15 protein-coding genes and 1 pseudogene are annotated in these 24834 nt (G+C 60.8%); 13 read left to right on the top strand and 3 right to left on the bottom strand.

Translation table 11 applies throughout. The annotated features are described in order from the left end of the window. Positions 1-422 precede the first annotated feature (422 nt). The 7 genes and pseudogenes from JZX88_RS24835 to JZX88_RS24810 all read left to right on the top strand — a co-directional run bounded on the left by JZX88_RS24835 (position 423) and on the right by JZX88_RS24810 (position 13527). Positions 423-1697 (top strand): TolC family outer membrane protein, encoded by a 1275-nt coding sequence (locus JZX88_RS24835; protein ID WP_286172379.1) that lies wholly within the window; start codon positions 423-425, stop codon positions 1695-1697. 594 nt (positions 1698-2291) lie between these two features. Continuing rightward, positions 2292-2579 (top strand): annotated as a pseudogene (locus tag JZX88_RS26475) (BapA prefix-like domain-containing protein); the annotation flags it as partial. Between the two features lie 46 nt (positions 2580-2625). After that, positions 2626-5016 (top strand): hypothetical protein, encoded by a 2391-nt coding sequence (locus JZX88_RS26235; protein WP_246753556.1) that lies wholly within the window; start codon positions 2626-2628, stop codon positions 5014-5016. Positions 5017-5042: 26 nt separating this feature from the next. Next, complete coding sequence (locus JZX88_RS24825; RefSeq protein ID WP_371741265.1) at positions 5043-6851, top strand: BapA/Bap/LapF family large adhesin; 1809 nt, start codon at positions 5043-5045, stop codon at positions 6849-6851. A gap of 57 nt (positions 6852-6908) precedes the next feature. Next, complete coding sequence (locus JZX88_RS24820; RefSeq protein WP_206915063.1) at positions 6909-9161, top strand: type I secretion system permease/ATPase; 2253 nt, start codon at positions 6909-6911, stop codon at positions 9159-9161. Beyond that, entirely contained in the window at positions 9162-10364 is a 1203-nt protein-coding gene (locus JZX88_RS24815) for an HlyD family efflux transporter periplasmic adaptor subunit (RefSeq protein ID WP_065116593.1), read from the top strand. It abuts the gene before it with no gap. Then, complete coding sequence (locus JZX88_RS24810; RefSeq protein WP_371741261.1) at positions 10354-13527, top strand: Mur ligase family protein; 3174 nt, start codon at positions 10354-10356, stop codon at positions 13525-13527. The genes JZX88_RS24815 and JZX88_RS24810 overlap by 11 nt, the downstream gene beginning before the upstream one ends. Before the next feature lie 25 nt (positions 13528-13552). Here JZX88_RS24810 and JZX88_RS24805 read toward each other — a convergent pair whose 3' ends face one another. The 3 genes from JZX88_RS24805 to JZX88_RS24795 all read right to left on the bottom strand — a co-directional run bounded on the left by JZX88_RS24805 (position 13553) and on the right by JZX88_RS24795 (position 16446). Then, entirely contained in the window at positions 13553-14563 is a 1011-nt protein-coding gene (locus tag JZX88_RS24805) for a S9 family peptidase (protein ID WP_286172268.1), read from the bottom strand. A 195-nt stretch (positions 14564-14758) separates the two neighbouring features. Beyond that, a complete protein-coding gene (locus JZX88_RS24800; RefSeq protein ID WP_110758938.1) occupies positions 14759-15658 on the bottom strand; it encodes a LysR family transcriptional regulator in 900 nt (299 codons plus the stop codon). Between the two features lie 5 nt (positions 15659-15663). After that, positions 15664-16446: a pyrroline-5-carboxylate reductase gene (locus JZX88_RS24795; RefSeq protein ID WP_174033452.1), complete on the bottom strand. Its 783-nt coding sequence runs from the start codon at positions 16444-16446 to the stop codon at positions 15664-15666. 370 nt (positions 16447-16816) lie between these two features. Here JZX88_RS24795 and JZX88_RS24790 point away from each other — a divergent pair, with 370 nt between their 5' ends. The 6 genes from JZX88_RS24790 to JZX88_RS24765 all read left to right on the top strand — a co-directional run bounded on the left by JZX88_RS24790 (position 16817) and on the right by JZX88_RS24765 (position 24834). Continuing rightward, the gene (locus tag JZX88_RS24790; RefSeq protein WP_110758943.1) at positions 16817-17971 is read left to right on the top strand and encodes an efflux RND transporter periplasmic adaptor subunit; all 1155 of its coding nucleotides are present in this window, start codon (positions 16817-16819) and stop codon (positions 17969-17971) included. 3 nt (positions 17972-17974) lie between these two features. Next, positions 17975-21115, top strand: a complete 3141-nt coding sequence (locus JZX88_RS24785; protein ID WP_065116588.1) for an efflux RND transporter permease subunit — start codon at positions 17975-17977, stop codon at positions 21113-21115. A gap of 115 nt (positions 21116-21230) precedes the next feature. Further along, positions 21231-21854: a TetR/AcrR family transcriptional regulator gene (locus JZX88_RS24780; RefSeq protein ID WP_065116587.1), complete on the top strand. Its 624-nt coding sequence runs from the start codon at positions 21231-21233 to the stop codon at positions 21852-21854. 197 nt (positions 21855-22051) lie between these two features. Then, complete coding sequence (locus tag JZX88_RS24775) at positions 22052-22870, top strand: hypothetical protein (RefSeq protein WP_206915062.1); 819 nt, start codon at positions 22052-22054, stop codon at positions 22868-22870. A gap of 473 nt (positions 22871-23343) precedes the next feature. Further along, positions 23344-24309 carry a tripartite tricarboxylate transporter substrate binding protein gene (locus JZX88_RS24770; protein WP_206915061.1) on the top strand — a complete coding sequence of 322 codons (966 nt, stop codon included), beginning with the start codon at positions 23344-23346 and terminating at the stop codon, positions 24307-24309. 51 nt (positions 24310-24360) lie between these two features. Further along, positions 24361-24834, top strand: a complete 474-nt coding sequence (locus JZX88_RS24765) for a tripartite tricarboxylate transporter TctB family protein (protein WP_206915060.1) — start codon at positions 24361-24363, stop codon at positions 24832-24834.

The raw sequence follows: 24834 nt of genomic DNA, 5'->3' as shown, positions 1-24834 counted from the left end.
AGCGCCAAGTCATTGGAAAACCACGCTGCACGGGCCAGGGTTTTTGAAGCCTGAAAAACCGGTCTGCAGATATTGCAACCCCCAATATTCTATCCTGCGTTGATGAATAATCACAGGATGCAATTAACGCATCATTAACCATGTTGGCCTAGTTCTGCCTGTTAACGCCGGATTTTTATCGGCGCATCCAGGGCCATGATTCCCGTTTCGCGTATTGGCAACTTGCTCATTCTTCTCGTTTGAAGGTGGAACGTTGAATGCGGTCTCATTGGCTTCCAGCCCTTCTTTGCACCATTGCCGCCAGCGCCCTGGCGACAGGTTGCGCGAATGGTTCAAACGCTCGAAAACAGCAGGCAGGTGCCGTAAGCACGACAACGTCCGGCAGCCACGCAGGTGGTACGCATGGCGGGGATTTGCCGGGTGTGACCGGCTCCATAGCCGGCCCGGTGACATCCCAAACGCGCGAAAGGGCCGAGCACAAGGGGCCTCTGTCGCTTGAGACCGCGGTCAGAAAGGCAGTTGACTGGCACCCTGCCGTGACGGAGACGATTGGCCGGCTGCGCCAGCAGACCGAATCCGTCAACGAAGCCCGCGCCGGTTATCTTCCAAATCTCAGCTGGGGGCTGGATTCCTCCTATAATACCAATCGGTCGGATCGCTACAGCCCGGATCTGAACTTCAATGTTTCCCAGATGCTCTATGATTTCGGCAAGGTCGACAACCGGGTCAAGATTGCCACGGCCGGGATTGCGGGCCGCAAATCGCAGGTTCTGATGGCTGTGGATGATCTTGCCCGTGAGGCGGCCTATTCGGTCATTGAAATTCAGCGCAACCGTTCCTTGCGGGGTGTCGCGCGAGACCAGATCAAGGATACGAAGGCCATTCTAGAGCTGGTGAAATCACGCACGGACAAGGGCGCAAGCACGCGTTCCGACCTGCTGCAGGCTGAGGCGCGCGTTCAGGCGGCAGAGGCCACATTGCTGGAAATCGAAGGGCAATTGTCCCGATGGGAAGCGGTGCTTGCGAATTTGAGCGGCATTGCGGGACGGATCGACGTATCGGATACGATACCGGCATGGCTGTCAAAAGCCTGTGGCGCCAGGGAAATGGACTGGTCGCGTGTGCCGGCGGTCATGCAGGCAGCGGCGGATCGTGAAGCCGCGGCCGCACAGATCGATCTCGCCAAGGCCGAAGGCCTGCCGACCCTGTCTCTCGACGCGGGAATTGGCGTCGATGTTACCGAGATGAGTTCTTTCGATCCCGACTATAGCGTCGGATTGCGGGTTACGGGCAGCCTTTACAATGGTGGCGCGACAAGCGCACGACGGAACATGGCCGTGCAGGCGCTCGGCGCATCGCAGGCCGCGGAGGCGCGTGCGCGGGTCGATATCCTGCGAAACCTCACGGAAGCCAGCAGTCAGATTTCGAGCAAGGAAAGTCTGCGCCGCTCGCTTTCGACGCGTCAATCGACGATGAGACAGACCCGCGATCTCTATCGTACACAATATGTTGAACTGGGCACACGCAGCCTGCTCGATCTGCTCAATGCCGACCAGGAACTTCATGCCGCGAGGTTCGATATCAGCAACATCCAATATGACCTGCATAGGTTGAACATCGACTGCACGTTCAATGCCGGGCGGATGCGCGAAGCCTTCGCGCTCGAAGGCCAGACCGTTCAAGGCATATCGCTCTAGCCGCAACTTGTTGCGACCCCTCGTCGGTGACGGCCTATCTATTTGATTTTTGTCAATTTTTAAACGATAGGGACGTTCGCGTTCCGATTGAAGAGGGCTCTGCGTCGTCTTGCTTTCTGGCCACATATTCCCTCTTTTTCAGCCCTCTCGGGAGGGGCTGGACTTGCATTGGCCGAAGCCGAAACATCCGTGTGCAGCGCAAAAATGCCGGCTGGTTTTCCGGTCGCAAACAGGGTCTGCAGCCCGGCATTTTGGCGACGGCTGGCCACGCGCTGCGCCCTTCAGTTCCCCCGTGGATTTTGAGGGGATGTTGGCCCTGGGATTTCGGAGGAGTCCATACAACAGAATATGCTAATGCTCTCCCCGGTTGTTTTTTCCTTGCGATGTTTGGTTTTTATGCAATTATGAGGATGGGAGAGGGCCCCTGAGAGGGAAATTCCCCTGAGACAAGAGATGAGAGCCATTTGATTACAGGCTCTGTACGTCGCAGCGGTTAGCCGTTCGCAAAAATCCAGTTTCTTGAATGTTGCTTGGTGTTCCGGGCGACAGTGAATTTCTGTCGCCGATGTTGCCGCGTTGCAGGAGGACAGTTTCATGGTTGCGATAATAACCGACAAGGCCGCCGGAAGTTCTCGGACCGTGTCGCTCGACAACTTGAACATAGACAAGCCCAGCATTGTGCAGATTCGCGCCAGCCGCAACGAGGTCTCCGACTTCGTGCGCGATGGCGACGATCTGCTGCTTCGCATGCGATCCGGTGAGACAATCCGGATCGGAAATTTCTATCGCGAGGTCGATGGCGACCACAGCCAGCTGGTGCTGGAAGACGAGGACGGCAATCTCTGGCTCGGCGAACACAGTGACGGTTTGGCGGATTTCCGCTTTTCGCAGATTGAAGGCGTAGACCAACTTGTTGGCGCGTCAACGAATGACGGCTCCATTCTCGGCCTTGCTGCACTGGGCCTGCTGGCTGCCGGCGGCGCTATCGCAGGCGGAGGTGGCGGGTCTTCTGATGATGATGGCGATGCTGACGCCGATGCTGATGCGGATGCTGACGCCGACGCGGATGCTGATGCCGATGCCGATGCCGATGCGGACGCGGATGCAGATGCTGACGCCGACGCAGATGCCGATGCTGACGCGGATGCCGATGCAGATGCGGATGCTGACGCCGACGCGGATGCCGACGCTGATGCGGATGCTGACGCGGATGCCGATGCGGATGCAGATGCGGATGCTGACGCCGACGCCGATGCCGATGCTGACGCTGATGCCGACGCGGATGCAGATGCTGACGCGGATGCGGATGCTGACGCCGATGCAGACGCCGACGCTGATGCGGATGCGGATGCCGACGCGGATGCTGATGCGGATGCCGATGCGGATGCCGATGCGGATGCGGATGCCGATGCTGACGCCGATGCTGACGCGGATGCTGACGCCGATGCAGACGCCGACGCTGATGCGGATGCAGATGCGGACGCCGACGCTGATGCCGATGCGGATGCAGACGCTGACGCCGACGCAGATGCTGACGCGGATGCAGATGCGGACGCGGATGCTGATGCGGATGCGGATGCGGATGCCGATGCTGACGCCGACGCCGATGCCGATGCTGATGCCGATGCGGATGCAGACGCTGACGCCGACGCAGATGCTGACGCGGATGCTGATGCGGATGCCGATGCGGATGCCGACGCAGATGCGGATGCCGATGCCGATGCAGATGCGGATGCCGATGCGGATGCCGACGCGGATGCAGATGCAGATGCGGATGCCGACGCTGATGCTGACGCCGATGCGGATGCGGATGCGGATGCTGACGCCGATGCAGACGCCGACGCTGATGCGGATGCAGATGCTGATGCCGACGCTGATGCCGATGCGGATGCTGATGCCGATGCTGACGCGGATGCAGATGCGGATGCCGATGCGGATGCTGACGCCGACGCCGATGCGGATGCCGATGCGGATGCTGATGCCGATGCCGATGCCGATGCGGATGCTGACGCGGATGCAGATGCAGATGCAGATGCTGACGCGGATGCGGATGCTGACGCCGATGCAGACGCCGATGCGGACGCCGACGCGGATGCAGATGCGGATGCGGATGCCGATGCTGACGCCGATGCGGATGCCGATGCCGATGCGGATGCCGACGCCGATGCTGATGCCGATGCGGATGCCGACGCGGATGCCGACGCTGACGCCGACGCTGATGCCGATGCGGATGCAGACGCTGACGCGGATGCAGATGCGGACGCGGATGCTGACGCGGATGCCGACGCAGATGCGGATGCCGATGCCGATGCTGACGCCGATGCTGATGCCGATGCGGATGCCGACGCGGATGCAGATGCCGACGCTGATGCCGATGCCGATGCCGATGCGGATGCTGACGCGGATGCAGATGCAGATGCTGACGCCGATGCAGACGCTGACGCGGATGCTGACGCCGACGCAGATGCGGATGCGGATGCGGATGCGGATGCTGACGCCGATGCAGACGCCGACGCTGATGCGGATGCCGATGCGGATGCAGATGCTGACGCCGACGCAGATGCTGACGCGGATGCAGATGCGGACGCGGATGCTGACGCCGACGCTGACGCTGATGCGGATGCCGACGCAGATGCGGATGCCGATGCCGATGCTGACGCCGATGCCGATGCCGATGCAGACGCCGACGCTGATGCGGATGCAGATGCTGATGCCGACGCTGATGCCGATGCGGATGCTGATGCCGATGCTGACGCGGATGCAGATGCGGATGCGGATGCCGATGCGGATGCTGACGCCGACGCCGATGCGGATGCCGATGCGGATGCTGATGCCGATGCCGATGCCGATGCGGATGCTGACGCGGATGCAGATGCAGATGCTGACGCGGATGCGGATGCTGACGCCGATGCAGACGCCGACGCGGATGCAGATGCGGACGCCGACGCGGATGCAGATGCGGATGCGGATGCCGATGCCGATGCTGACGCCGATGCTGATGCCGATGCGGATGCCGACGCGGATGCAGATGCCGACGCTGATGCCGATGCCGATGCCGATGCGGATGCTGACGCGGATGCAGATGCAGATGCTGACGCCGATGCAGACGCTGACGCGGATGCTGACGCCGACGCAGATGCGGATGCGGATGCAGATGCGGACGCGGATGCTGACGCCGACGCTGACGCTGATGCGGATGCCGACGCAGATGCGGATGCGGATGCCGATGCTGACGCCGATGCCGATGCTGACGCTGATGCAGATGCCGATGCGGATGCCGACGCGGATGCCGATCTCGAGCCCACTGATGATGTCGTAACGGCTCAGGTGAACATTTTGCCGACGGTGACGGAAGATGTGCCGCTTGGCAGTGATACCTATCTGGCCGTCGTCAGCCTCGCCGGCCTTGATCTGCAGCTATTTGCAAATGCGATCGAGTTCGATGTCGAGACGGGTCACAAACAGGATCTGGGCTTCGATTTCAGCGGAATTCTTGGAGCCGGGGTTCTTGGTGACTACAGCCTGGTCGTGCAGAAATGGGATGCCGCCACCCAACAATGGACCGGTATCAATGGCACAGGCCCCGCCACGATCCTGTCCCTGTCGCTGTTTGGCGGAACCAGCGGAACCGTTCAGGGGCTGGATCCGGGAGAATATAGAGCCTTCATGGGGTTCACCGGCCTGCTTGGCGTGGGTGTCGGCGGTACCCTGACTTTGGAAGGTACGGATTACGACTTCACCGAAGTCGGAGGATATGAGGCCGTCGAGGTTACCGGCAACGTCATCGACAATGACAACGTGCCGGCCGGTACAAGCGTCCAGAGCGTGGATGGCCAGACGATCGATCCGGGTGGAACCACTATTCAGGGCGACTTCGGCGAGCTCGTGATCCTGCCGGATGGCTCCTATACCTATACGCCCTTCGAGAACGGTGCGGGGATCGGTCAGGTGGACCGGTTCGAATATACGGTGGTCGATGCCGCCGGCAATACCGGCACCGCGACGCTCTACGTCCAGATCGGCAGCGACAGTGTCACCATGACATGGAGCGACACCGATCCCGGCCTGCCCGCGACATTTGAATTCGCAGCCACCGGTGACGCCGCAAGTGCGTCCGTCGTGTGGGACAATGTGACCGATGACGAATTCTTCAATGCCAGCGGCTCCAACCTGCTTTCGGGCGGCCTTGGGCAGACCAGCACCTATATCAGCAACAGCTTCGTCATCACCGACAGCATGGAAGTTTCCGGCGGCGTCAGCGTGTCGGTGCTGCTTGCGGCGCTGTCCAACGGCGTGCTCTATCTCGAAAGGGAGACGACCCCCGGCACCTGGCAGACGGTGGCGAGCGATTCCTTCAACATCATCCTTGGCGGTCTCGGCATCGTGGCGTCGCTTGATCTTGCCACAATCGACTTCACCGCGGGGACCTATCGCATACGGTCGACATTGAGCGGAACGCTGGTCAACGTTTCAGCCACCGTCACCACCAATGTCGATGTCACATATACCGATCAGTATGAGGTTGGAAGTGTGGCCGGCGACGATGGTAACCTGCTCACCAACGACGAACTGGGGTCCACCTTCACGGCGTTCCAGATCTTTGACGGCACGAGCTTCGTCAAGGTGACCGGCGCAATGAGCATACAGGGCACCTACGGGACGCTCACCGTCGATGCCGACGGCAATTACAGCTATGCGCCGGACACGACGCTGGCGCATTTCACCGAGGCGCAAACGGATACCTTCACCTATCAACTGGTGCATCCCTCCGGCGCGGTGGAGCAATCCGAGCTGGTGGTTACCGTCGAGCCCTCCGGTGCAGGCGTACCGGATCAGGCGATGATGTTCGTCGCGGATGACATCGCCGGGCTCGATAGCATCGATGTCGCGGCAAGCGATGATCCACCGGCTTCTGATCGGGACAGCGATGATGATCTGTCGCAGCTGATCGAGGAGGATGGCGGCGAACTGACCGTCCCGCTCGATGGCCTCGCCTCCCTGTCCGAGCCAGACGATGCGGATGCAGACCTGACCGCCGCGGAAGAGCGTGCGGATATAACAGGCATGCCCGATCCGCTGGAGCTGCCCGTCGATCCGCTCGGGCATCTCGCAACAGAGGATGAGTGGAACTCCAACACTTCGCATGTGGTCTGAATGATTTGAGGGCGACAGGTGGACATGATCGTCCGCCTGTCGTCGCGAGGAGCATCGATGCCTGTTTCCGACATGATGGCGGAATCCTGCCCTGATACCAATGCTGCCGGTCTCGATATCGCGGGCTGGAGCGAGGCGTTCCAATATGTGGCGCGTCATTATGGCGTGCCGTTTTCTCCCGGCGGTGCACGGCAGCTTGTCGAGGCGCTGCGGGCCACCGACACTGAAGATTGCCTCACCCGCATGGCGGACAAGCTCGGGCTGCGGATCAAGCATGCGGCACCGGCGCCGCGGCTGCTGACCAGCTGGCGGCTGCCGGTGATCCTGCAGCTTGTAGACGGGGCGGTGGGTGTCGTCACCGCGCTTGCGGCAAACAAGGAGGCCTCGGTTGTTTTCAGCGGCGACGGTGGCTGCGCCACGACGCTGCCGTTGGACATCCTGCTGTCCCAGACCGATTTTGTCATCGTGGCACGGCCGCAGCGCGGGACGGCCGATGAGCGTGTGGACAGCTATATCGCACCTTACCGCGAACACTGGTTCCGCACCATCGCGTTCCGTGACATCGGCTCCTACGGCCATGTCATGCTGGCCTCGCTGGTGGCCAATGTCCTGGCGCTTGCGGGTGTCATGTTCTCCATGCAGGTTTATGACCGGGTCGTACCGGCGAAATCCTTCAACACGCTTTATGTGCTGTTCATCGGCGTACTTCTGGCTGCCCTGTTCGATTTCATCATGCGCCGCCTGCGCACCCGCATCATCGACATCGTGGGCAAGCGAACCGACATGCGCATTTCGGATCTCGTTTTCGGTCATGCCCTGCGGGTCAAGAACCAGGCGCGGCCCACATCCACCGGCACCTTCATCGCCCAGTTGCGTGATCTGGAACAGGTGCGCGAACTCCTGACTTCCACCACGGTGGCTGCGGTTGCCGACCTGCCGTTCTTTTTCCTGTTCCTCTTCATCTTCTGGATGATCGGCGGGCCGCTGGTGATTATTCCCGTCGCGGCACTGACGCTCCTGATCTTGCCGGGCCTGCTGGTGCAGCGCAGGCTACGGTCGGCCGCCAACGAGGCCATGCGGGAATCCTCCCTGCGAAACGCCATGCTGGTGGAAGCGGTGCAAGGCATCGAGGACATCAAGACGTTGCAGGCCGAAGATCACTTCCAGCAGCGCTGGAACCACTATAATGCGGTGTCGGCGGATGGGCAGCTTCGCCTGCGCTCCATCACCAACGGCCTTGCGGCGTGGAGCCACACCGTCCAGACCGGAACTTTCGCCGCCGTCGTTTTCGTCGGTGCGCCGATCGTGATGGAAGGCGACATGACGACCGGTTCGCTCGTTGCCTGCTCCATTCTGGGGTCACGCATGATGGCGCCGATGGCGCAGCTGACGCAGATTCTCGGCAGATTCCAGCAGGCGCGGGTCGGGCTCAACAGCATCGATTCCATCCTGCGCATGCCGTCTGATCATCCGGAAACCGAAACGCGGGTCAGCGCGCCAACCCTGCGCGGCGCCTACAGGATCAGGGGTGCCGCCTTTCATTACGGCAGCGGGGCCGGAAAACCGGCGCTTGCGATCGGCGATCTCGCCGTTGCCGCCGGGGAAAAGATTGCGATACTGGGCAAGAACGGCGCTGGAAAGTCCACCCTGCTTCTGGCGATGGCCGGCATGGTGGAGCCGGCGGCCGGCGAAGTGCTGCTTGACGATCTCGCGCTTTCCCAGATCGATCCCGCTGATGTCCGCCGCAATGTCGGTCTTTTGACGCAGGACACACGCCTTTTTCACGGAACGATCCGGGAAAACGTCATGCTGGGGGCGTTGCATGCGCCGGAACCGGTGCTGCTCGAAGCGCTTGCCATGACCGGTGCCGATGACTTCGTGCGCAGGCTTCCCCGTGGGCTGGATCACCCGATCCTCGAGGGCGGCAGGGGTCTTTCCGGCGGGCAGAAGCAGGCATTGCTGCTGGCGCGCCTGCTGATCCGCGATCCGGCCATCGTGCTGCTGGACGAGCCGACCGCGGCGATGGACGAGGCGACCGAGCGCCAGTTCATCGCGCGCTTCCAGTCCTGGAGCGCGGAACGAACGGTGGTCGTCGCCACCCACCGCATGCGCGTTCTCGAGTTGGTTCAGCGCATCATCGTGGTCGAAAGCGGACAGGTCGTGCTTGACGGAAACAAGGAGGAGGTTCTCAACACCCTGCGCGGTGTCAACAAGGTCGCGCCGCCGAACGGCCTTCGCCGGAAGATGCCGGAAAAGAAGCCCCCCGCCACCGTGGCCGGCTTCCCGTTCAAATCGACGGAGGAGGTCTAAATGGCGGCCATCGGCGATCGTGATTTCTCCGGCCGGGGCGGATGGGCCTTCGGTGATGACGACGGGCGAAACCTGACCCGTTCCTCCCGCGTGGTGCAGCTCTTTGTCGCCCTTTTGGTGGCCTTGCTGGTCTGGGCCTATTTCGCCAGGCTGGATGAGGTTTCCTCCGGCGATGGCCGGGTGGTTCCGACCAGCCGTGAGCAGGTTATCCAGTCGCTGGAGGGCGGCATTCTCGCCGCGCTCCATGTGCGGGAAGACCAGGTGGTTGAACCCGGGCAGATTCTTGCCCAGCTCGATCCGACCAGAAGCGAATCCGATGTCGAGGAGAGCGCGGCCAAGTATCGCGCCGCACTGGCGGCCGCTTCCCGCCTCGAAGCGGAAGTCAACGGCACCCCCCTTACCTTCCCGGCGGCTCTCAATCCCTATTCCACGCTCACAGCCGCCGAAACCGAGCTTTATACGGCCCGTCGGCGGGCGCTGGAGGAATCCCTGCATTGGGTGGAGGAGTCGCTTGCGCTTGTGCGCAGCGAACTGAAGCTCAACGAGGAACTCAGGGCCGTCGGCGCGGCAAGCAACGTCGAAGTCATCCGCCTGCGCAGGCAGATGGTGGAACTGGAACTGAAGAAGGTCGAGATCAAGTCCGAATATGTGGTGCGCGCCCGCGAGGAGCTGACCAAGGTGAATGCCGAGGTCAATTCGCTGTCGCCCGTGGTCACCGGCCGTGCGGACAGTCTCGCCCGCCTGACCCATCGCTCGCCGGTGCGTGGCATCGTCAAGAATATCGAGGTTTCGACGATCGGTGGTGTTGCGCCGCCGAATGGCAAGCTCATGGACATCATTCCGCTCGGAGACGAGCTTCTTATTGAAGCGCGCATCTCGCCGCGCGACATCGCCTATATCCATCCCGGCCAGCGTGCCAGCGTGAAGATCAGTGCCTATGACTATGCGGTCTATGGCAGTCTGGACGGGCAGGTGACGACCATCTCGCCCGATACGATCCAGGACGAGGTTGACCGGGAAATCTACTATTATCGCGTCTTCATCAAGACGGAGAAGGATGCGCTGGTCAATGCCGCGGGCCGGGAATTCCCGATCGTGCCGGGCATGGTCGCGACCGTCGATATTCATACCGGCGAAAAGACGGTGTTGGAATATCTCGTCAAGCCCTTCAACAAGGCCCGGGAGGCATTACGTGAACGTTGAGACCGGAGCGATTCTTGCGACGAAACCGCAGGACGTGAAGGAACGTCTCTCCGGCATGAGGACGTTCCTGCGCGGAAAAGTTCAGCCTTTGGAAATGCCGTTTCCAGCCGTGACGCTGTTCTTCTCCGTTTCGGACGGTGACAGGCGGGCGCGTGTCGTCAATGCCTCCGGCCCGTCGCTGGAATCGGCATGGCAAAAGGGTGCCCCCCTGCTTCTTGCCGCCATGAAAGCGGAGGGTATCGAGGGGCGCTGGATCCGGGTGGACTGGGTAGAGGTTGCGGAAGCGACCACATGGCCGCGTCTGCGTGCGTTGCTTGCAAAGGTCAAACGCAATTATTTCCGCTTCGGTATCGGGCTTGACCCGGCGTTCCGCTTCGCCTTCACGGAACAGGAACTGAACGCCAATGCGATGCTTTACGGCGGCAATACCATTGGCAACGCCGTGCTCAACGAGAAGAATTTCAGCCTTTATGCCGCAACCCGCCATGAAGACATGCCGCCATTGCGGTTTTCGGATGAGGAAGCGATTTTCCTTTTTGCCACCAGGGGCATTTTCTGCGACGAGACCGGCCGGTTGCATCCGCTCGACGGGGAAGGTCTCGATGCCGGGAGGCGCAGGATCGAGAGGCTCGACGGCGGCGTGGTGCTGTCGCTGCTGCGCGATTCATCCGCTTATCTTGCCCGGCAGGTCAATGAGGACGGCTCCTTCATCTATGGTTATCATGCCTGCTTCGACCGGCGCATAGAGGCCTATAATGCGCTGCGCCACGCCAGCACCACCTATGCCATGATCGAGGCCTGGGAGGTTACGCACGACCCGAAGCTGAAAGGTGCGATCGAGCGTGCCCTGAAATATCTCGCAGGCACCCTCGTAAAGCCGGCCAGCCTTCTGGATGGCGAGGAGGCCGCGTTTCTTGTCGAAGCCGACAATGAAATCAAGCTTGGCGGCAATGCCGTCGCGATACTGGCGCTCGTAAAATACATGACCGTCAGCGGCAAGGATGAATGGCGGGCGCTGGCGGAAAGGCTTGCGCGCGGCATCCGGCACATGCAGGACAGCAGGACCGGGGCGTTCGTGCATGTCCTTAATTTCCCTGATCTGGCCATCAAGCAAAGGTATCGCACCATCTATTACGAGGGTGAGGCGGCATTCGGGCTCATGCGCCTTTACGGCCTCACGGGGGACGCCATCTGGCTCGCGACCGTCGAGAAGGCGTTCGAGCATTTCATCGCGAAGGATCATTGGAAACACCATGACCACTGGCTCGGTTATTGCGTCAACGAACTGACGCTGTACCGGCCGGAAGAGCGCTACTTCCGTTTCGCTATCCGCAACATTGCCGGGTATCTCGACTTCGTCGAAAATCGCATCACCACCTTCCCGACATTGCTCGAACTGATGATGGCGGCGCGCCAGACCCTGTCGCGGATCGCTGCCGATCCCCAATTACGTCGGCTCCTTGACGAAATCGACCTCGCGCATTTTGAACGCGCCCTTGAAAAGCGGGCGCACCACCTGCTCAATGGTCACTTCTGGCCGGAAATGGCCATGTATTGCCGCAGGCCCGACCGTATCGCGGGTTCCTTCTTCATCCGCCACCACGCATTTCGCGTGCGGATCGATGATGTCGAACATTATCTGTCCGGTTTCGTTGCCTATCGCAGTTACCTCAGGGAACGGAGAGCGTTTCGCGAACTCGTCCGTCAATATGCGCCGCCGCGCAATCGCCCCGGTCGTCAGACGGAGAAGCCTGTGGCTTGTCCGCAGCAGAGGGAATGGACGGCGGCCGATGTCGAGGCCGCAACCGGGGGCACCTGGCTTCGCCACCCGCCCGAGGGCTGGACGGCAAAGGGACTTTGCATCTTCGCGCCAGCCATGCAGCCGGAAAGCATGGTTGTTCTGCGCGCCCGCGAGGGCGATACGGGCGTGCCGGTGCATGCCCTTGAAGGGCTGCATAAGCCGGCCTGTCTTATGACCACCGACCCCGGGCTGGTCAGCGATCGCGATGAGCCGGCACTTCAGGTGGCGGAGGGCATGCAGGCCGTTCTGGCGATGGGAGACTACGCCCGCAGCCGGATGACGGGCAATGTGCTGGCCGTGACGGGTAGCGCCGGCAAGACCACTGTTGTCGCCATGCTTGCGCATGTGCTTTCCGCCTGGGGTGCCGTCGGCAAAAGCCATCACAATGCAAACCTGCCAGCCGGAGTCGCCTGGAACCTGGCCTCGATCCCGTGGGACATGCCGCATGTCGTTCTGGAACTGGCGATTGGCAAGATGGCGATAAGCGCGCGCATGGCGCGCCCGAAGGTTGCCATCTTCACCAATGTCCTGCCGGCCCATCTGGGAGAAACCAGCACGGTTTTTGACATTGCGAGAACGAAAAGCGCGATCTTTCTCGGCATGGCGCCGGGCGATAAGGCCGTTCTCAACCGCGACATGCTGGAATGGGACACGGTGCATGATGCTGCCCGCGGGCGCGGGCTCGATATTCTCACCTACGGGACGTCGGATGCATGTCTGTTTCAATTGTTGCATTACGATATCGCCAGCGGGCAGGCCCGTGCCCGGATCAAAGAGCAGGAGATCTCCTATCGCGTTGGCGCGGCCGGACGGCACATGGCCCTGAACGGGCTTGCGATCCTTGCTGCCGTATCGGCGCTCGGTCATCCTCTGGAGCGCGCGATTGCGCAGCTCGACAGTTTTACCGCTTTGCCCGGACGTGGTGAGGAGATCGACCTGTTGCTCGACGGACGGCGGCTGACAGTGATCGATGACGCCTATAATGCCAATCCGGGTTCGATGCGCGCGGCGCTGGAGCGCCTGAACGGTCATGAAGGCGGTGGACGGCGGATTGCAGTTCTGGGCGAAATGGCGGAGCTCGGCCCCGGTGCGGCAGCCTACCACACCGAACTTGCCGCATTCATGCGGGAAAGTTTGATCGATCAGGTCTATGTTACGGGTGAGCTTTACACCGATTTCTGGGATGCGCTTTCACCGGCAAGGCGTGGTGTCCATGCGGGCTCACGGCAGGCGCTGAAGGAAATCCTCCGCGACCGGCTGACGGACGGCGATGTCGTTCTTTTCAAGGGCTCGCACAGCACCGGAATGCATGAGCTGGTGGCGTGGCTGAAGAAGAGCGCCGATGGCAGCGCCGCGGCCTGAATTGACTGGTTGAGCGAACCGGCTGCTATTTGAACTGTTCAAGGTCCATCTCATGGACGGCACGGCGGATTTCGACCTCAGACCTGCCCTGGGCGATCAGGGCGGCGGCGAGGCGGCCATGATAGGCCAGCAGATGCCGCTGGCGATCTGTCGCCTGGGCATAGATATGATGCGGCTCGAAACCGGCAGCGCGCAGTCTTCTGACATAAAAAAGCTGGCTGAAAAACGGTACGACCCGATCTTCCGGATCCGAGATGACGTAGATGTCTGGTCGGGGATCAGTCGAAATGCGCTCGATTTCCGTGATGGGGTCGTAAAATTCAGCGGCGTTGTAAAGCAGTTTGCCGGGAATTTTGCGGCGCCGTTCCCAGAAGGCGGAAACCTGCTTTACCGAGACCAGGCCGGAGGTGATGACCGCTGCCGAGACGTCCTTGCGCCTGTTCATGAGGCTTGCCACGATCTGTCCGCCGGCGGAATGGCCGGTCAGGATGAAGGACGATATATTGTATTTTTGCCTGATCTGGTCGAGTGCGCCATCCATAAGGGCGATTTCGCGCGTATGGCGGCGATTGTTGTGATTGCCCGAGGAGCCGTAGATGCCGGGTCGTGCCATGAAGATTACCGGGTGTCCGGCCTTTTTTGCCCACTCCGCCATTTCGGCCCCGATCGTGGCGGGGGACTGGCGGATGTAGGAATCGGTGATGAAACGCACGCCCTTCGCATTGCGCAGCATCACGTCGCCACCGAAATAAACGAGGACTGTCGGGTTCCCACCATCGGCCAGCGCCTGCGGATAATAACGAATGCAGTCTCCCTTGCCTTCCGCCTCGACCCACAGTCCATCGGGAACGGCGGCACAGGTCTCCGGTGACGTGAAAGAGCCGTTTAATGCCTCATAGGGGTTGAAAGCCTCGTCGTTTCGGAAGACGGTCAGTTCGCGCGGCTTCGGCAGTTCAAAGGGGCCCAGCCGCGGTGCATCGGCCAGCGCCGATTGCGATGCCCCGGGGATTGCCAGCGCGAGCAGCGCCCAACGCACGATCCACCAGGCAAGCCTCGGTTCTTCCTTCCTTGTGGAGCCTCCTTCGCCGATGACCCTGCTCCCTCCATGAATGGACGATATGAACGTCGGGGTTGCCGCAGACTGTTCGTGCAGCTTATGCGGATACGGCCGGTTCGTCCAGCACGGGAGATGGATGGACCACGGCGGACAGGTGCAGCGCTGGCCTCTTGTTTAGTCCAGCATCACCATATGCGCCGGCAGTTGTTCCTCGAAGAACTTCGAGAATGTCGCGATGCGGGGCGGGAGCTTCTGGTAGGGCGGATAATAGAGCGTCAGCCAGAGTTCCGGTGGCGACCAGCCACGCAGAACATGAACGAGCCGGCCGCTGCGGATATGTTCGGCGATATGAAATCCGGGCAGCATGGCCACTCCCGCGCCATCTGCCGCCAAATCTGCCAGAACCTCGCCATTATTGGCGCTGAATCTGCGGCCTGCCGCGATCGTGATACTAGCTCCGCTGTCTGACAGAACCCAGTTTTCCCGGCGGCTCTCTCCGCTATAGGCAAGGCAATCATCCGGTGTCAGCTCGCCCGGGTGTTCCATCTGCGTGAACCGGCTGCCCGGTGCCGCCACCAATATTCTCGGTACGGCCCTGATCTTGCGCCAGATGGTGAACTTGTCGGAAGGGGCTGACGAAATGCGGATCGCGAGATCGTAATCATCGTCGACGATATTGACCAGGCCGTCCGACAGGGAAATCTCGAAGCACATTTTCGGATATAATTCCCGGAAGCCCGACAGGATCGGCGGCAGTACGGTCTTGCCAAGCCAGGTCGGCGCGCTGATCCTTAATCTTCCCTGATCGGCCTTGTGGGCATTCCTGACGTCGCGCCGGGCATTTTCGAGCGCTTCGACCGCCGGCTGAATCTGCGCGGCGAAAATGGCTCCATCAGTCGTCAGCGACACCTGACGGGTGGTGCGGACAAACAGTTGCACCCCAAGATCACATTCCAGCGCGGCAATGGCCCGGGTGACGGCCGCTGCCGTCATGCCCAGCTCGCGCGCAACCTGTGCGAAGTTGCGTTTTTCAGCTGCCATCAGAAATGTTTTGAGCGCTTTGTGGTCGTTCATCGCTATTATTTCGTGATCCGCTCGAAGACACGGCTTAACGCCCCTTTCAGTGCGTTTGAACCGCCATTACGGTCAAAATCCTGCAAAACCTGCTCGTTGAGTCCGCCTTTGGTGGCGAATTCGCCGCTGAGATCGAGGAAACTGGTGTCCCTGTCGGCAAGCTGGGCCACTTCGGAAAGGCCGGCGAAGAGCGGAGCAAGATAGGCGCGGCCCTTTTCTTCCGGAAGGCCGTTTTCGGCCAGCCATTCAGTCGTATGCTGCATGATGCCGAAATAGGTGGCCATCAGGGCACTTGCCGCGGCGAGAAGATCGTATTCCGCCTTCGTCTCACATTCGACCGCATTGCCGAGACTGTTGAAAATGGCCGACGTATCGGCATCCGGCGGGTAAATGGCGGTGACACCCTTGCGTCGGGCGACAAAAGGCAGGGGAATTGCCTGCGTAAGGCTGACATCCGCGCCGATCCAGTCGAAAAGCGCTTCACGGCCAGTGGCGGCAATGACGCTGATGACCTTTTGTCCCTTCCGGAATTGCAGCGGGCGGATGACCTCCTCGGCGATCTGCGGCCGGATCGCCAGAACGACGGTATTGCAGCCGTCGACGATAGCCTGATTGTCGCCGGAGACGATGACCTGCAGGAAGTCGGTGGCAAGCCTGGCCGAGATATCCGTGTTGCGCGCCGATACCATGATATGCGGCACCGCCGCCGGCTTCAGAAGCAGGCCCCGCACCATTGCGTCGGTGATTGCTCCGGTTCCGATAAAACCGATTTTCTGGGGAAGGGGCATGATGACTCCACGTCGGCAGGGGCGGCCAGATCGGCCGTGTTTTACGCGGGACGATGACGATTGTCCCGCACCGGGAATGAGACATTGGGCCAGAAAACCGGCCTGTCGGCAATGTTAATTTTTCTTCCGCATCCGTCTGCGGCGAATAGCTGCTCCCCGCGGAGCGGCATATTCAACATTCTGATTTTCTTTATTTTTTGGCGCCCTGTCACAGCCAGTTTTTACACTTTGACGCAGGGCGATTGTGAGCAGCCGATGCCGAGCGGCAAAAATATTTCGCTTGATATTTACATTCAGAATGTATGTATATGCGTCGAATGATTGGACGCTGCGATGTGTCCGGCAGCTCGTTTGCATCAAAAGGTGAAAAATGGTCGAGAAAAGTCAGTGGCGGCGCGGGCGAACTGTGGTCCTTGCGTTGATCCTATCCTGCGTCCTCTATCCCGGAAGAGTGCTCGCACAGCAGCAGCCAACCCCGTCGGTCACGGTCGAAACCGCCAAGGCAGCGGACTTTACGCTGACTGCCCGTCTGCCGGGGCGTATCAAGCCGTCCACGGTTTCGGAAGTGCGGCCGCAGGTCTCCGGCATCATCCGGGAAAGGCTGTTTGAAGAAGGCGCCCGCGTGGAAGCGGGCCAGGTCCTCTACAAGATCGAGGATGAAACCTATGTCGCGGCGGTGGAATCGGCAAAGGCCAATGTCGCGCAGGCGCAGGCCAGCTACGATTTCGCCCTCGTCGATGCGCGCCGTGCCGAAGAGACGTTTGCCAACAATGTCAGCTCGGCAGCCAACCGCGACAACAAGATCGCCGAAAGAAACAAGACACAGGCGGCACTTCAGGTGGCGCGGGCACAGCTGACGACAGCGGAGATCGATCTGGAGAGAACGACGATCCGCGCGCCAATCTCCGGTATCATCGGGTTTTCGGAAACGACCGCCGGTGCGCTTGTGGCTGCGCAGCAGACGACGGCTTTGACCACGATCCGTGCGCTCGACACGATCTATGTCGATGTAACCCAGTCCGTAAACGACCTGTTGCGGTGGAATGCCGACAAAAGGCTGGGGGGCAGCCAGTCCCTGTCCGTCGCAACGATGATCCTTCCCAACGGCCAGACCTACCCGATCAAGGGCGACCTGAAGGCGGCCGAACCGAGGGTCGAGCCGACGACGGGCATGGTCACGCTTCGAATTTCATTTTCCAACCCGGATAACAGGCTTCTGCCGGGCCTCTATGTCGAGGTCGAACTGCCGCAGGCCGTCACCAAGGACGCGATCCTTGTTCCGCAAAGCGCCGTGATGCGCAATGCCAAAGGCGAGGCCTCCGTCTGGATCGTGGAGGGCGGCAAGATTGTTCCCCGTCCGGTAACGATTGTCACCGGTGCCGGCAATCGCTGGGTCACCAGCAGCGGCCTGAAACCGGGGGATCAGATCGTCATGTCCGGTTTCCAGAAGGTGGCGCCGGGTGCTTCGGTGGAAATAGAGCAGCAGCCGGTGGGCCAGCAGGCTGCCCGGGTCGGGAGTAACTGATCCATGGCGCGGTTTTTCATAGACAGGCCCATTTTCGCCTGGGTCATCGCGATCATCATCATGGGCCTCGGTGTCCTGTCGATCATGAGACTGCCGATCTCGCAATATCCCTCGATCGCCGGTCCGTCCGTGGTCATCGGCGCGACCTATCCCGGCGCATCCGCCGAGACGGTCGCGGATACGGTGGTGCAGATCATCGAGAAGGAAATGACGGGCCTTGACGGGCTGCGCTACATCGACTCGTCAACGACCTCTACCGGTCGCGCCACCGTCACGCTCACCTTCAATCTCGGCACTGATCCCGACATCGCGCAGGTTCAGGTCCAGAACAAGCTCAGCCAGGCCGAAGCGAGCCTGCCTTCGGAAGTGACACGCCAGGGCGTGACGGTTGAAAAATCGACAACCGGCTTCCTGATGGTGATCGCGCTGATCTCGGACGACGGAGCCCGAAGCGCCATCGATCTCGCCGATTATCTGAACTCCTATATGGTCGAGCCGGTGTCGAGACTGAAGGGTGTCGGCAAGGTCGAAGTGTTCGGATCGGAATATGCGATGCGAATCTGGCTCGATCCACAGAAGCTGAAATATTACGGTCTTTCTCCCACCACCGTCATCAATGCCATCAGCGCCCAGAATGCGCAGATATCGGCCGGTTCCTTCGGCGCGATGCCGGCGCCGGAAGGCCAGCAGCTCAATGCCACCGTCACCGCCCAGTCGCTCCTGAAGACGCCGCAGGATTTCGAACGCATCGTGCTGCGTGCCGATACCGATGGCGGGCTGGTGCTGCTGCGCGATGTGGCGCGGGCCGAGCTTGGAACGGAAAACTACGAAATCTCCAGTTTCTATAACGGCAAACCGTCGTCAGGCATGGCGATCCAGCTTGCATCCGGCGCCAATGCGCTTGAAACGGCGGAACTGGTGAAGGCGAAGATGGCCGATCTCGGCGCGTTTCTTCCCGCCGGCGTGAGCTATGTCATTCCCTATGATACGACGCCGTTCGTCTCGCTTTCCATCGAGGCGGTCATTCACACGCTCATCGAAGCGATTGTGCTGGTTGTGTTCGTGATGCTGATCTTCCTGCATAATTTCCGCGCGACGCTGATCCCGACGCTGGCCGTGCCGGTGGTTCTGCTTGGAACCTTCGGCATCATGGCGGCGCTCGGGTTTTCGATCAATACGCTCACCATGCTCGCCATGGTTCTGGCGATCGGTCTGCTGGTGGATGATGCGATCGTGGTGGTGGAAAATGTCGAGCGTATCATGCGCGACGAGCATCTCGATCCTGTCGCGGCCACGAAAAAATCGATGGGAGAAATCCAGGGCGCGCTCGTGGGCATCGCCATGGTGGTTTCCGCCGTCTTCGTGCCGATGGCGTTTTTCGGCGGCGCAACAGGGGAAATGTACAAGCAGTTCTCGGTGACCATCGTCGCGGCCATGGCGCTCTCGGTGCTGGTCGCCCTGATCTTCACACCGGCGCTCTGCGCGACCATGCTGAAGGCCCATGACCACAATGCGAAGTCCGGCCTCGCCAGCCGTTTCAGCAACTGGTTCGAGCGCAATTTCTCATGGCTGACGACGCGGTACGGCAATGTCGTCAGGGCTTCGGCGAAAAGGCCGTTGCGAATGTTCCTCGTCTACCTGTTACTGGTCGGCGCCATGGTCTTCCTTTATCAGAAGACGCCAACTTCGTTCCTTCCCGACGAGGATCAGGGAACCTTGATGACCATCATCCAGACGCCACCCGGTTCGACCGCGCAAAATACCGAGGCGGTTCTGGGCAAGGTGGAAAACTACTACATGAATGCCGAAGCCCAGAACGTCGAGTCTGTCTTCTCGGTTCGTGGTTTCTCCTTTGCCGGTCAGGGCCAGAACATGGGCATGATGTTCGTCAAGCTGAAGGACTGGGAAGAGCGCAAGGGCAAGGAAAACTCCGCCCAGGCCATCGCCGCGCGTGCCTTCGGGCCTCTGATGGGCGGCATCAAGGAAGCGATCGTGGTTCCGCTGGTACCGCCGGCGGTCACGGAACTCGGCAATTCCAACGGCTTTACCGCCTTCCTCCAGGCGCGTTCCGGCCAGAGCCACGAGCAGCTTCTGGAAGCGCGCAACATGCTGCTGGGTCTGGCGGCGCAAAGCCCGAAACTCATGGCGGTCCGGCCGAACGGTGTGGAGGATGCTTCCCAGTTCGAACTCAACATCGACTGGGGCAAGGCCGGCGCCGTTGGCCTCAGCGCTGCGGATGTCGGCTCGTTCCTGACCACCGTCTGGTCGAGTTCCTATGTGAACGACTTCCTTTACGAGGGGCGCATGAAGCGCGTTTACGTGCAGGGCGAGCCTTTGGCCCGCACCGGGCCGGAGGATCTTGCTCTCTGGCGGGTGCCGAATGCGAATGGCGATTTCGTCGATCTTTCGACCATCGCCAGCCAGAACTGGGTTTTCGGCCCTCAACAGGTCAGCCGTTATGACGCCCTGCCCGCCATGTCGATCGAAGGGTCGGCGGCTCCGGGTTTCTCCTCGGGTGAGGCGCTGGCGGAAATGGAGGCGCTCGCGGCGAAACTGCCGCCGGGCTTCAGCCTGCAATGGACGGGAATGTCGCTCGAGGAAAAGGATGCCGGTGCCGGCGCCCTACCTCTCTACGGGCTGGCATTGGCAACCATGTTCCTTTGCCTTGCGGCGCTCTATGAAAGCTGGACCATTCCCGTTGCGGTTCTGCTCGCCATGCCGGTCGGTATCCTCGGTGCGCTTCTGGGTGCGTGGATCGGTGGGCAGTCGAACGGCGTCTATTTCCAGGTGGGTCTTCTGACCGTGGTCGGCCTGACGGGCAAGAACGGCATCATGATCGTCGAATTTGCGCGAGAGAGAATGGCGCAGCTTGGCGAAAGCGCATTCGAGGCGGTTTGCCAGGCGGCGAAACTTCGCTTCCGGCCGATCCTGATGACCTCGCTTGCCTTTGGTCTCGGTGTCATTCCGCTGGTCATATCGACAGGCGCCGGCGCCGGCGCGCGCCAGGCAATCGGTTTTGCCACCTTCTTCGGAACGGTGACGGGGACTTTGCTGGCGATTGTTTTCGTGCCGGTCTTCTTCGTGCTGATATCGGATATCTTTCGCCGCAGGAGGGTGAAGGTGGCGGAGCCGAAAACCGCCTGAGGCCGATGAATTACCGCCCCGCCGCGACGAGCTGCGGCGGGGCGGCGGTTTGCTTTTGCCGTGCTGGTCCATGTAGAAAAGCAACGGCGCAATTCAGTCATGGGAGTTGAGAGACGTGAGGAGAACCAAGGAGCAGGCGGCGGAAACCGGTCGCCAGATCTTGCAGGCGGCGGAGACCCTGTTTCTGGACAAGGGCTACGACAATGTGAGCCTGGAAGAAATCGCTGCTCTTTCCGGCGTGACCCGCGGGGCGATCCACTGGCACTTCAAGAACAAGCACGGTCTTCTGCTCGCCCTCAGAAACGAGGCGCAGGAACCATTCAGGCGATTTGCCGATGAACTTTCCGAGGGTCGCAGCTCCGCTTCCATCGAAAAGCTCGGCGACATCATCGCCGACACTTTCAGGCAGCTGGAGCAGGATCCCCGTCAGCGCGGTCTGCTGCGGGTCATGATGCGGCTCGATATCGTTATGGCGGAAAAAGACGAGGCGGCGCAAAATACCTTTCCCGAGGAAATGCACGAATTGTTCGTGCGCATATTCAGGGCCGTCGAGCGCAACCCCGGAATGATGAAGCCATGGACACCGGAAAAGGCTGCGTCCATGCTTTATGCGGCCATAGGCGGCCTCATTACGGAATGGGCCTTGAGAAAGAGCGTCTTCACGCTTTCTCAGGACGGAAGCCTTCTGATTACAACGTTGCTGGCCGGGCTTCAGCAAAAACACCCGGATCGAAACTGAACCACTCCTGAAAAAAGTCAGGGCAGGCAAACCACGTCTGACGCGCGCTGGTGAGGAAAGATGATTAGGTTCGAATTTACAAACGTGTTGTATGTATATATAAAGACATGGCCCTTTCCACCCTTGCGGATGGGGCTGGTTGACCGGTGTGACCTCGAAAGCGAACCGGTTGGCGAATGGAGGAGGCGTTTCCGAAAATGACGCAGGATCGGGAAAATGTTCCACACCAGTCCCTTTCGCTCCGTGGCGACCTGTTCGTTTCGGGAGGCTATGCGGACTTCGCGGCCGGTCCGCCTCCGATAACCATGGCTCTGACGTATCGTCCCCCACAGTCAGGGCCTGTGATGTCCGCAGCGCCCATCGCCGGACATCGGACGGGGCACGTTTTTCCCCACCAACGTGCCCCGTCTCTTTTCCCCCGGCTCCGCCTTTTCATCCGCTGGGGACGGGAGACCGGCTCGAACCGTTTCCAGAAACCGTCCGACTGGCTGAGGATCGTCGCGCTCGGTGTGATTCTTCTTGATTTTGCCCTGTTGTCGCTCGCCAACAGGTTTCTTGAGCGGAATTTCGAGGGGTATCTGCCGGGTCTGGCACCAATGCTGGGCGGGTTGCTCTTCGCGATCATCATCATGCGGCTTGCGCGTCCGGTACCTTACCCGGACTGGATTGCCATCGGCGCCTTTCAGGCGGCCATGGGATGCGTCGTCTGTGTCGATCAGGGCCTGCTGTCCCCCGCCATTTTCCTGCTTTTCTGCGGCCTGTTTCTCGGTCTCGCATTGCTGCGGCTCTGGGTTGGCGAAACGCTCCGCCCGCGCCGGGGCGCCGCATCCCTCCTGGCGGGTGGATGGACCACACTGTTTTTTATCCTCTGGCTGGTCGTCGATCGTTGTTTCCGGCTCGGTGCCGGACCAGACATCATTCTGGCTGCGGATCTTCTTGTGGCGGGTTGCACGATGGTGTCGTTCGGACTTTCCCTGCGCTCTGAGAACGACCGTCCTGAAGGCGATAGCCGGTGAAGTCAAAGATGGCGGCTTTTTGAAGACAACCAGGCATCGTGCCAGTTGTGATGCCCGTTCTTTCCGCCACGCATCGGCTTGAGGCAAGGACCGGGCAGAATGTCGCATAGGGCCAACCGGTCTCGCGCTGAGATGCCGCGTTTCCCCAATTTTGCAACTCCGCTCCGTATTCTCCACCTGTTCCAGCAGCAAGGAAACGCCCTTCGAAACCGCTGGATCGCGAATGTCTTTCAGCGTCTGAAGCGCAGCATGGCGTCATATAAGCAGAGTGCGTCCCTGTTTCTGACCGGGGAAAAAATGCGCGAGGGGTGTCGGGCGCTTCGTTCGGTGCATCTCGGCTGCATCATGTGCACGGGAGGACCGGCAAAGGCCTGCAGGCAGAAATCGCGTTCACGCGGATATTTACTTTTGTAATTATATAATGCAAGTTCGCCGAATGCTCGGAGGGAGCATGAAGTCTGTCGGAGGAACCTATGCAAAAATTAATCGGATTTGGCTTTGCGGCCGCACTCGCTGCCGCAAGCTTCGCCGTAACACCCGTGAAGGCGCAGCAGCTGGAATTGACGATCACCGCGCCGGCCGGGGCAGGCGGCGGCTGGGATGCGGCATCGCGCTCGCTTCAGGAGGTCATGATGACGACCGGTGCCGCCAAGAGCGTACAGGTCATAAACGTACCCGGCGCCGGCGGCACGGTTGGGCTGGCGCAATTTGTCGGGCAGGCCAAGGGCAGCTCCAACCAGTTGCTCGTTGCCGGCATCACGCTGATCGGCGCCAGCATTTCCAACAGGTCGCCCGTCGATCTGACGCAGGTGACACCTCTTGCCCGCCTCACCGGCGATCCGCTCGTCATTGTCGTGCCGAAGGATTCGCCGATCAAGACGATGGCCGATCTGCAGGCGACCATCGGCAAGGACGTGGCCAAGGCCATCTGGGTCGGAGGATCGGCCGGCGGCGCCGATCATATTCTGGCGGCGCTGGTGACCAAGGCATCCGGGCAGGACCCGGCCAAGGTCAATTATGTCGCCTATTCCGGCGGCGGCGAGTCCCTTGCCGCGATGCTCGGCGGGCAGGCGACGGCAGGCGTTTCGGGTTATGGCGAATGGGAAGGTCAGATCAAGTCCGGCGACCTGCGGGCGCTCGCCATATCCTATCCCGAGCCTATCCCGGGCATCGAAGCCAAGCCGCTGAAGGCTCAGGGTTTCGACATAGAGCTGGTGAACTGGCGTGGTGTCTTCGCCGGACCGGGTGTCGAGGGCAAGGAGCTGGAGGCATTGCAGGCGGCCGTTGAAAAGACCGTCAAATCGGGCGAGTGGCAGACTGTTCTGAAAGCTCGCGGATGGACCGACTATTATGCGCCCTCGGAGGAGTTCAAGAGTTTTATCGGCTCTGAAACCGAACGCGTCCGGACCATCCTGACATCCATCGGCCTTGCCGACTGATCTGGCCAGCGCGGGAGGCGGAGAGACCGCTTCCCGCTTGCGAGGAATATCATGACATCCAAAACATCTTCACTGCGCAATCCGCCCGCGGTGGCCGTCGCCGTCATTCTGTTCGCCATAGCGGTCATCACTTACTGGGATGCGAGCCGCATGACGGCGCGTGCGACCTATGGCATGAGCGCGAATGCGGCTTCCTATTTCGTCGCCCTGCTGTTTGTCGCCCTGGCGCTCGGGCATCTGGTCAGCGCCTTCAGGCCAGCCGAACTGGAGGACGAGCCAACCGACTGGAAGGCGGTGGGCTGGATCGCCATTGCCCTGTCGGGTCTGATCGGCGCAATCTGGCTTGGCGGTGGCTTCATTCTCGGTTCGACGCTGCTTTTCGCCTTCACTGCCCGGGCATTCGGGCGCAGGGCGCTGCCGGTGGACCTCTGTCTGGGAGCGATCATCGCCGTCCTCATCTTTCTCATGTTCAACAAGCTCCTGACCCTTGCGCTGCCCCTGGGGCCGCTCGAGCGTCTGTTTTGA

The organism is Agrobacterium sp. OT33, assembly GCF_017313365.1.
Lineage (GTDB): Bacteria > Pseudomonadota > Alphaproteobacteria > Rhizobiales > Rhizobiaceae > Agrobacterium > Agrobacterium rhizogenes_A.
This window is presented reverse-complemented; position numbering and strand designations above follow the sequence as displayed.

Bases quoted from the DNA above. Each gene is read 5' to 3' on its own strand.
- JZX88_RS24785 (WP_065116588.1), top strand. From the start codon at position 17,975: ATGGCGCGGTTTTTCATAGACAGGCCCATTTTCGCCTGGGTCATCGCG.
- JZX88_RS24820 (WP_206915063.1), top strand. From the start codon at position 6,909: ATGCCTGTTTCCGACATGATGGCGGAATCCTGCCCTGATACCAATGCT.
- JZX88_RS24800 (WP_110758938.1), bottom strand. From the start codon at position 15,658: ATGAACGACCACAAAGCGCTCAAAACATTTCTGATGGCAGCTGAAAAA.
- JZX88_RS24795 (WP_174033452.1), bottom strand. From the start codon at position 16,446: ATGCCCCTTCCCCAGAAAATCGGTTTTATCGGAACCGGAGCAATCACC.
- JZX88_RS26235 (WP_246753556.1), top strand. From the start codon at position 2,626: ATGACGGCTCCATTCTCGGCCTTGCTGCACTGGGCCTGCTGGCTGCCG.
- JZX88_RS24765 (WP_206915060.1), top strand. From the start codon at position 24,361: ATGACATCCAAAACATCTTCACTGCGCAATCCGCCCGCGGTGGCCGTC.
- JZX88_RS24790 (WP_110758943.1), top strand. From the start codon at position 16,817: ATGGTCGAGAAAAGTCAGTGGCGGCGCGGGCGAACTGTGGTCCTTGCG.
- JZX88_RS24815 (WP_065116593.1), top strand. From the start codon at position 9,162: ATGGCGGCCATCGGCGATCGTGATTTCTCCGGCCGGGGCGGATGGGCC.
- JZX88_RS24770 (WP_206915061.1), top strand. From the start codon at position 23,344: ATGCAAAAATTAATCGGATTTGGCTTTGCGGCCGCACTCGCTGCCGCA.
- JZX88_RS24775 (WP_206915062.1), top strand. From the start codon at position 22,052: ATGACGCAGGATCGGGAAAATGTTCCACACCAGTCCCTTTCGCTCCGT.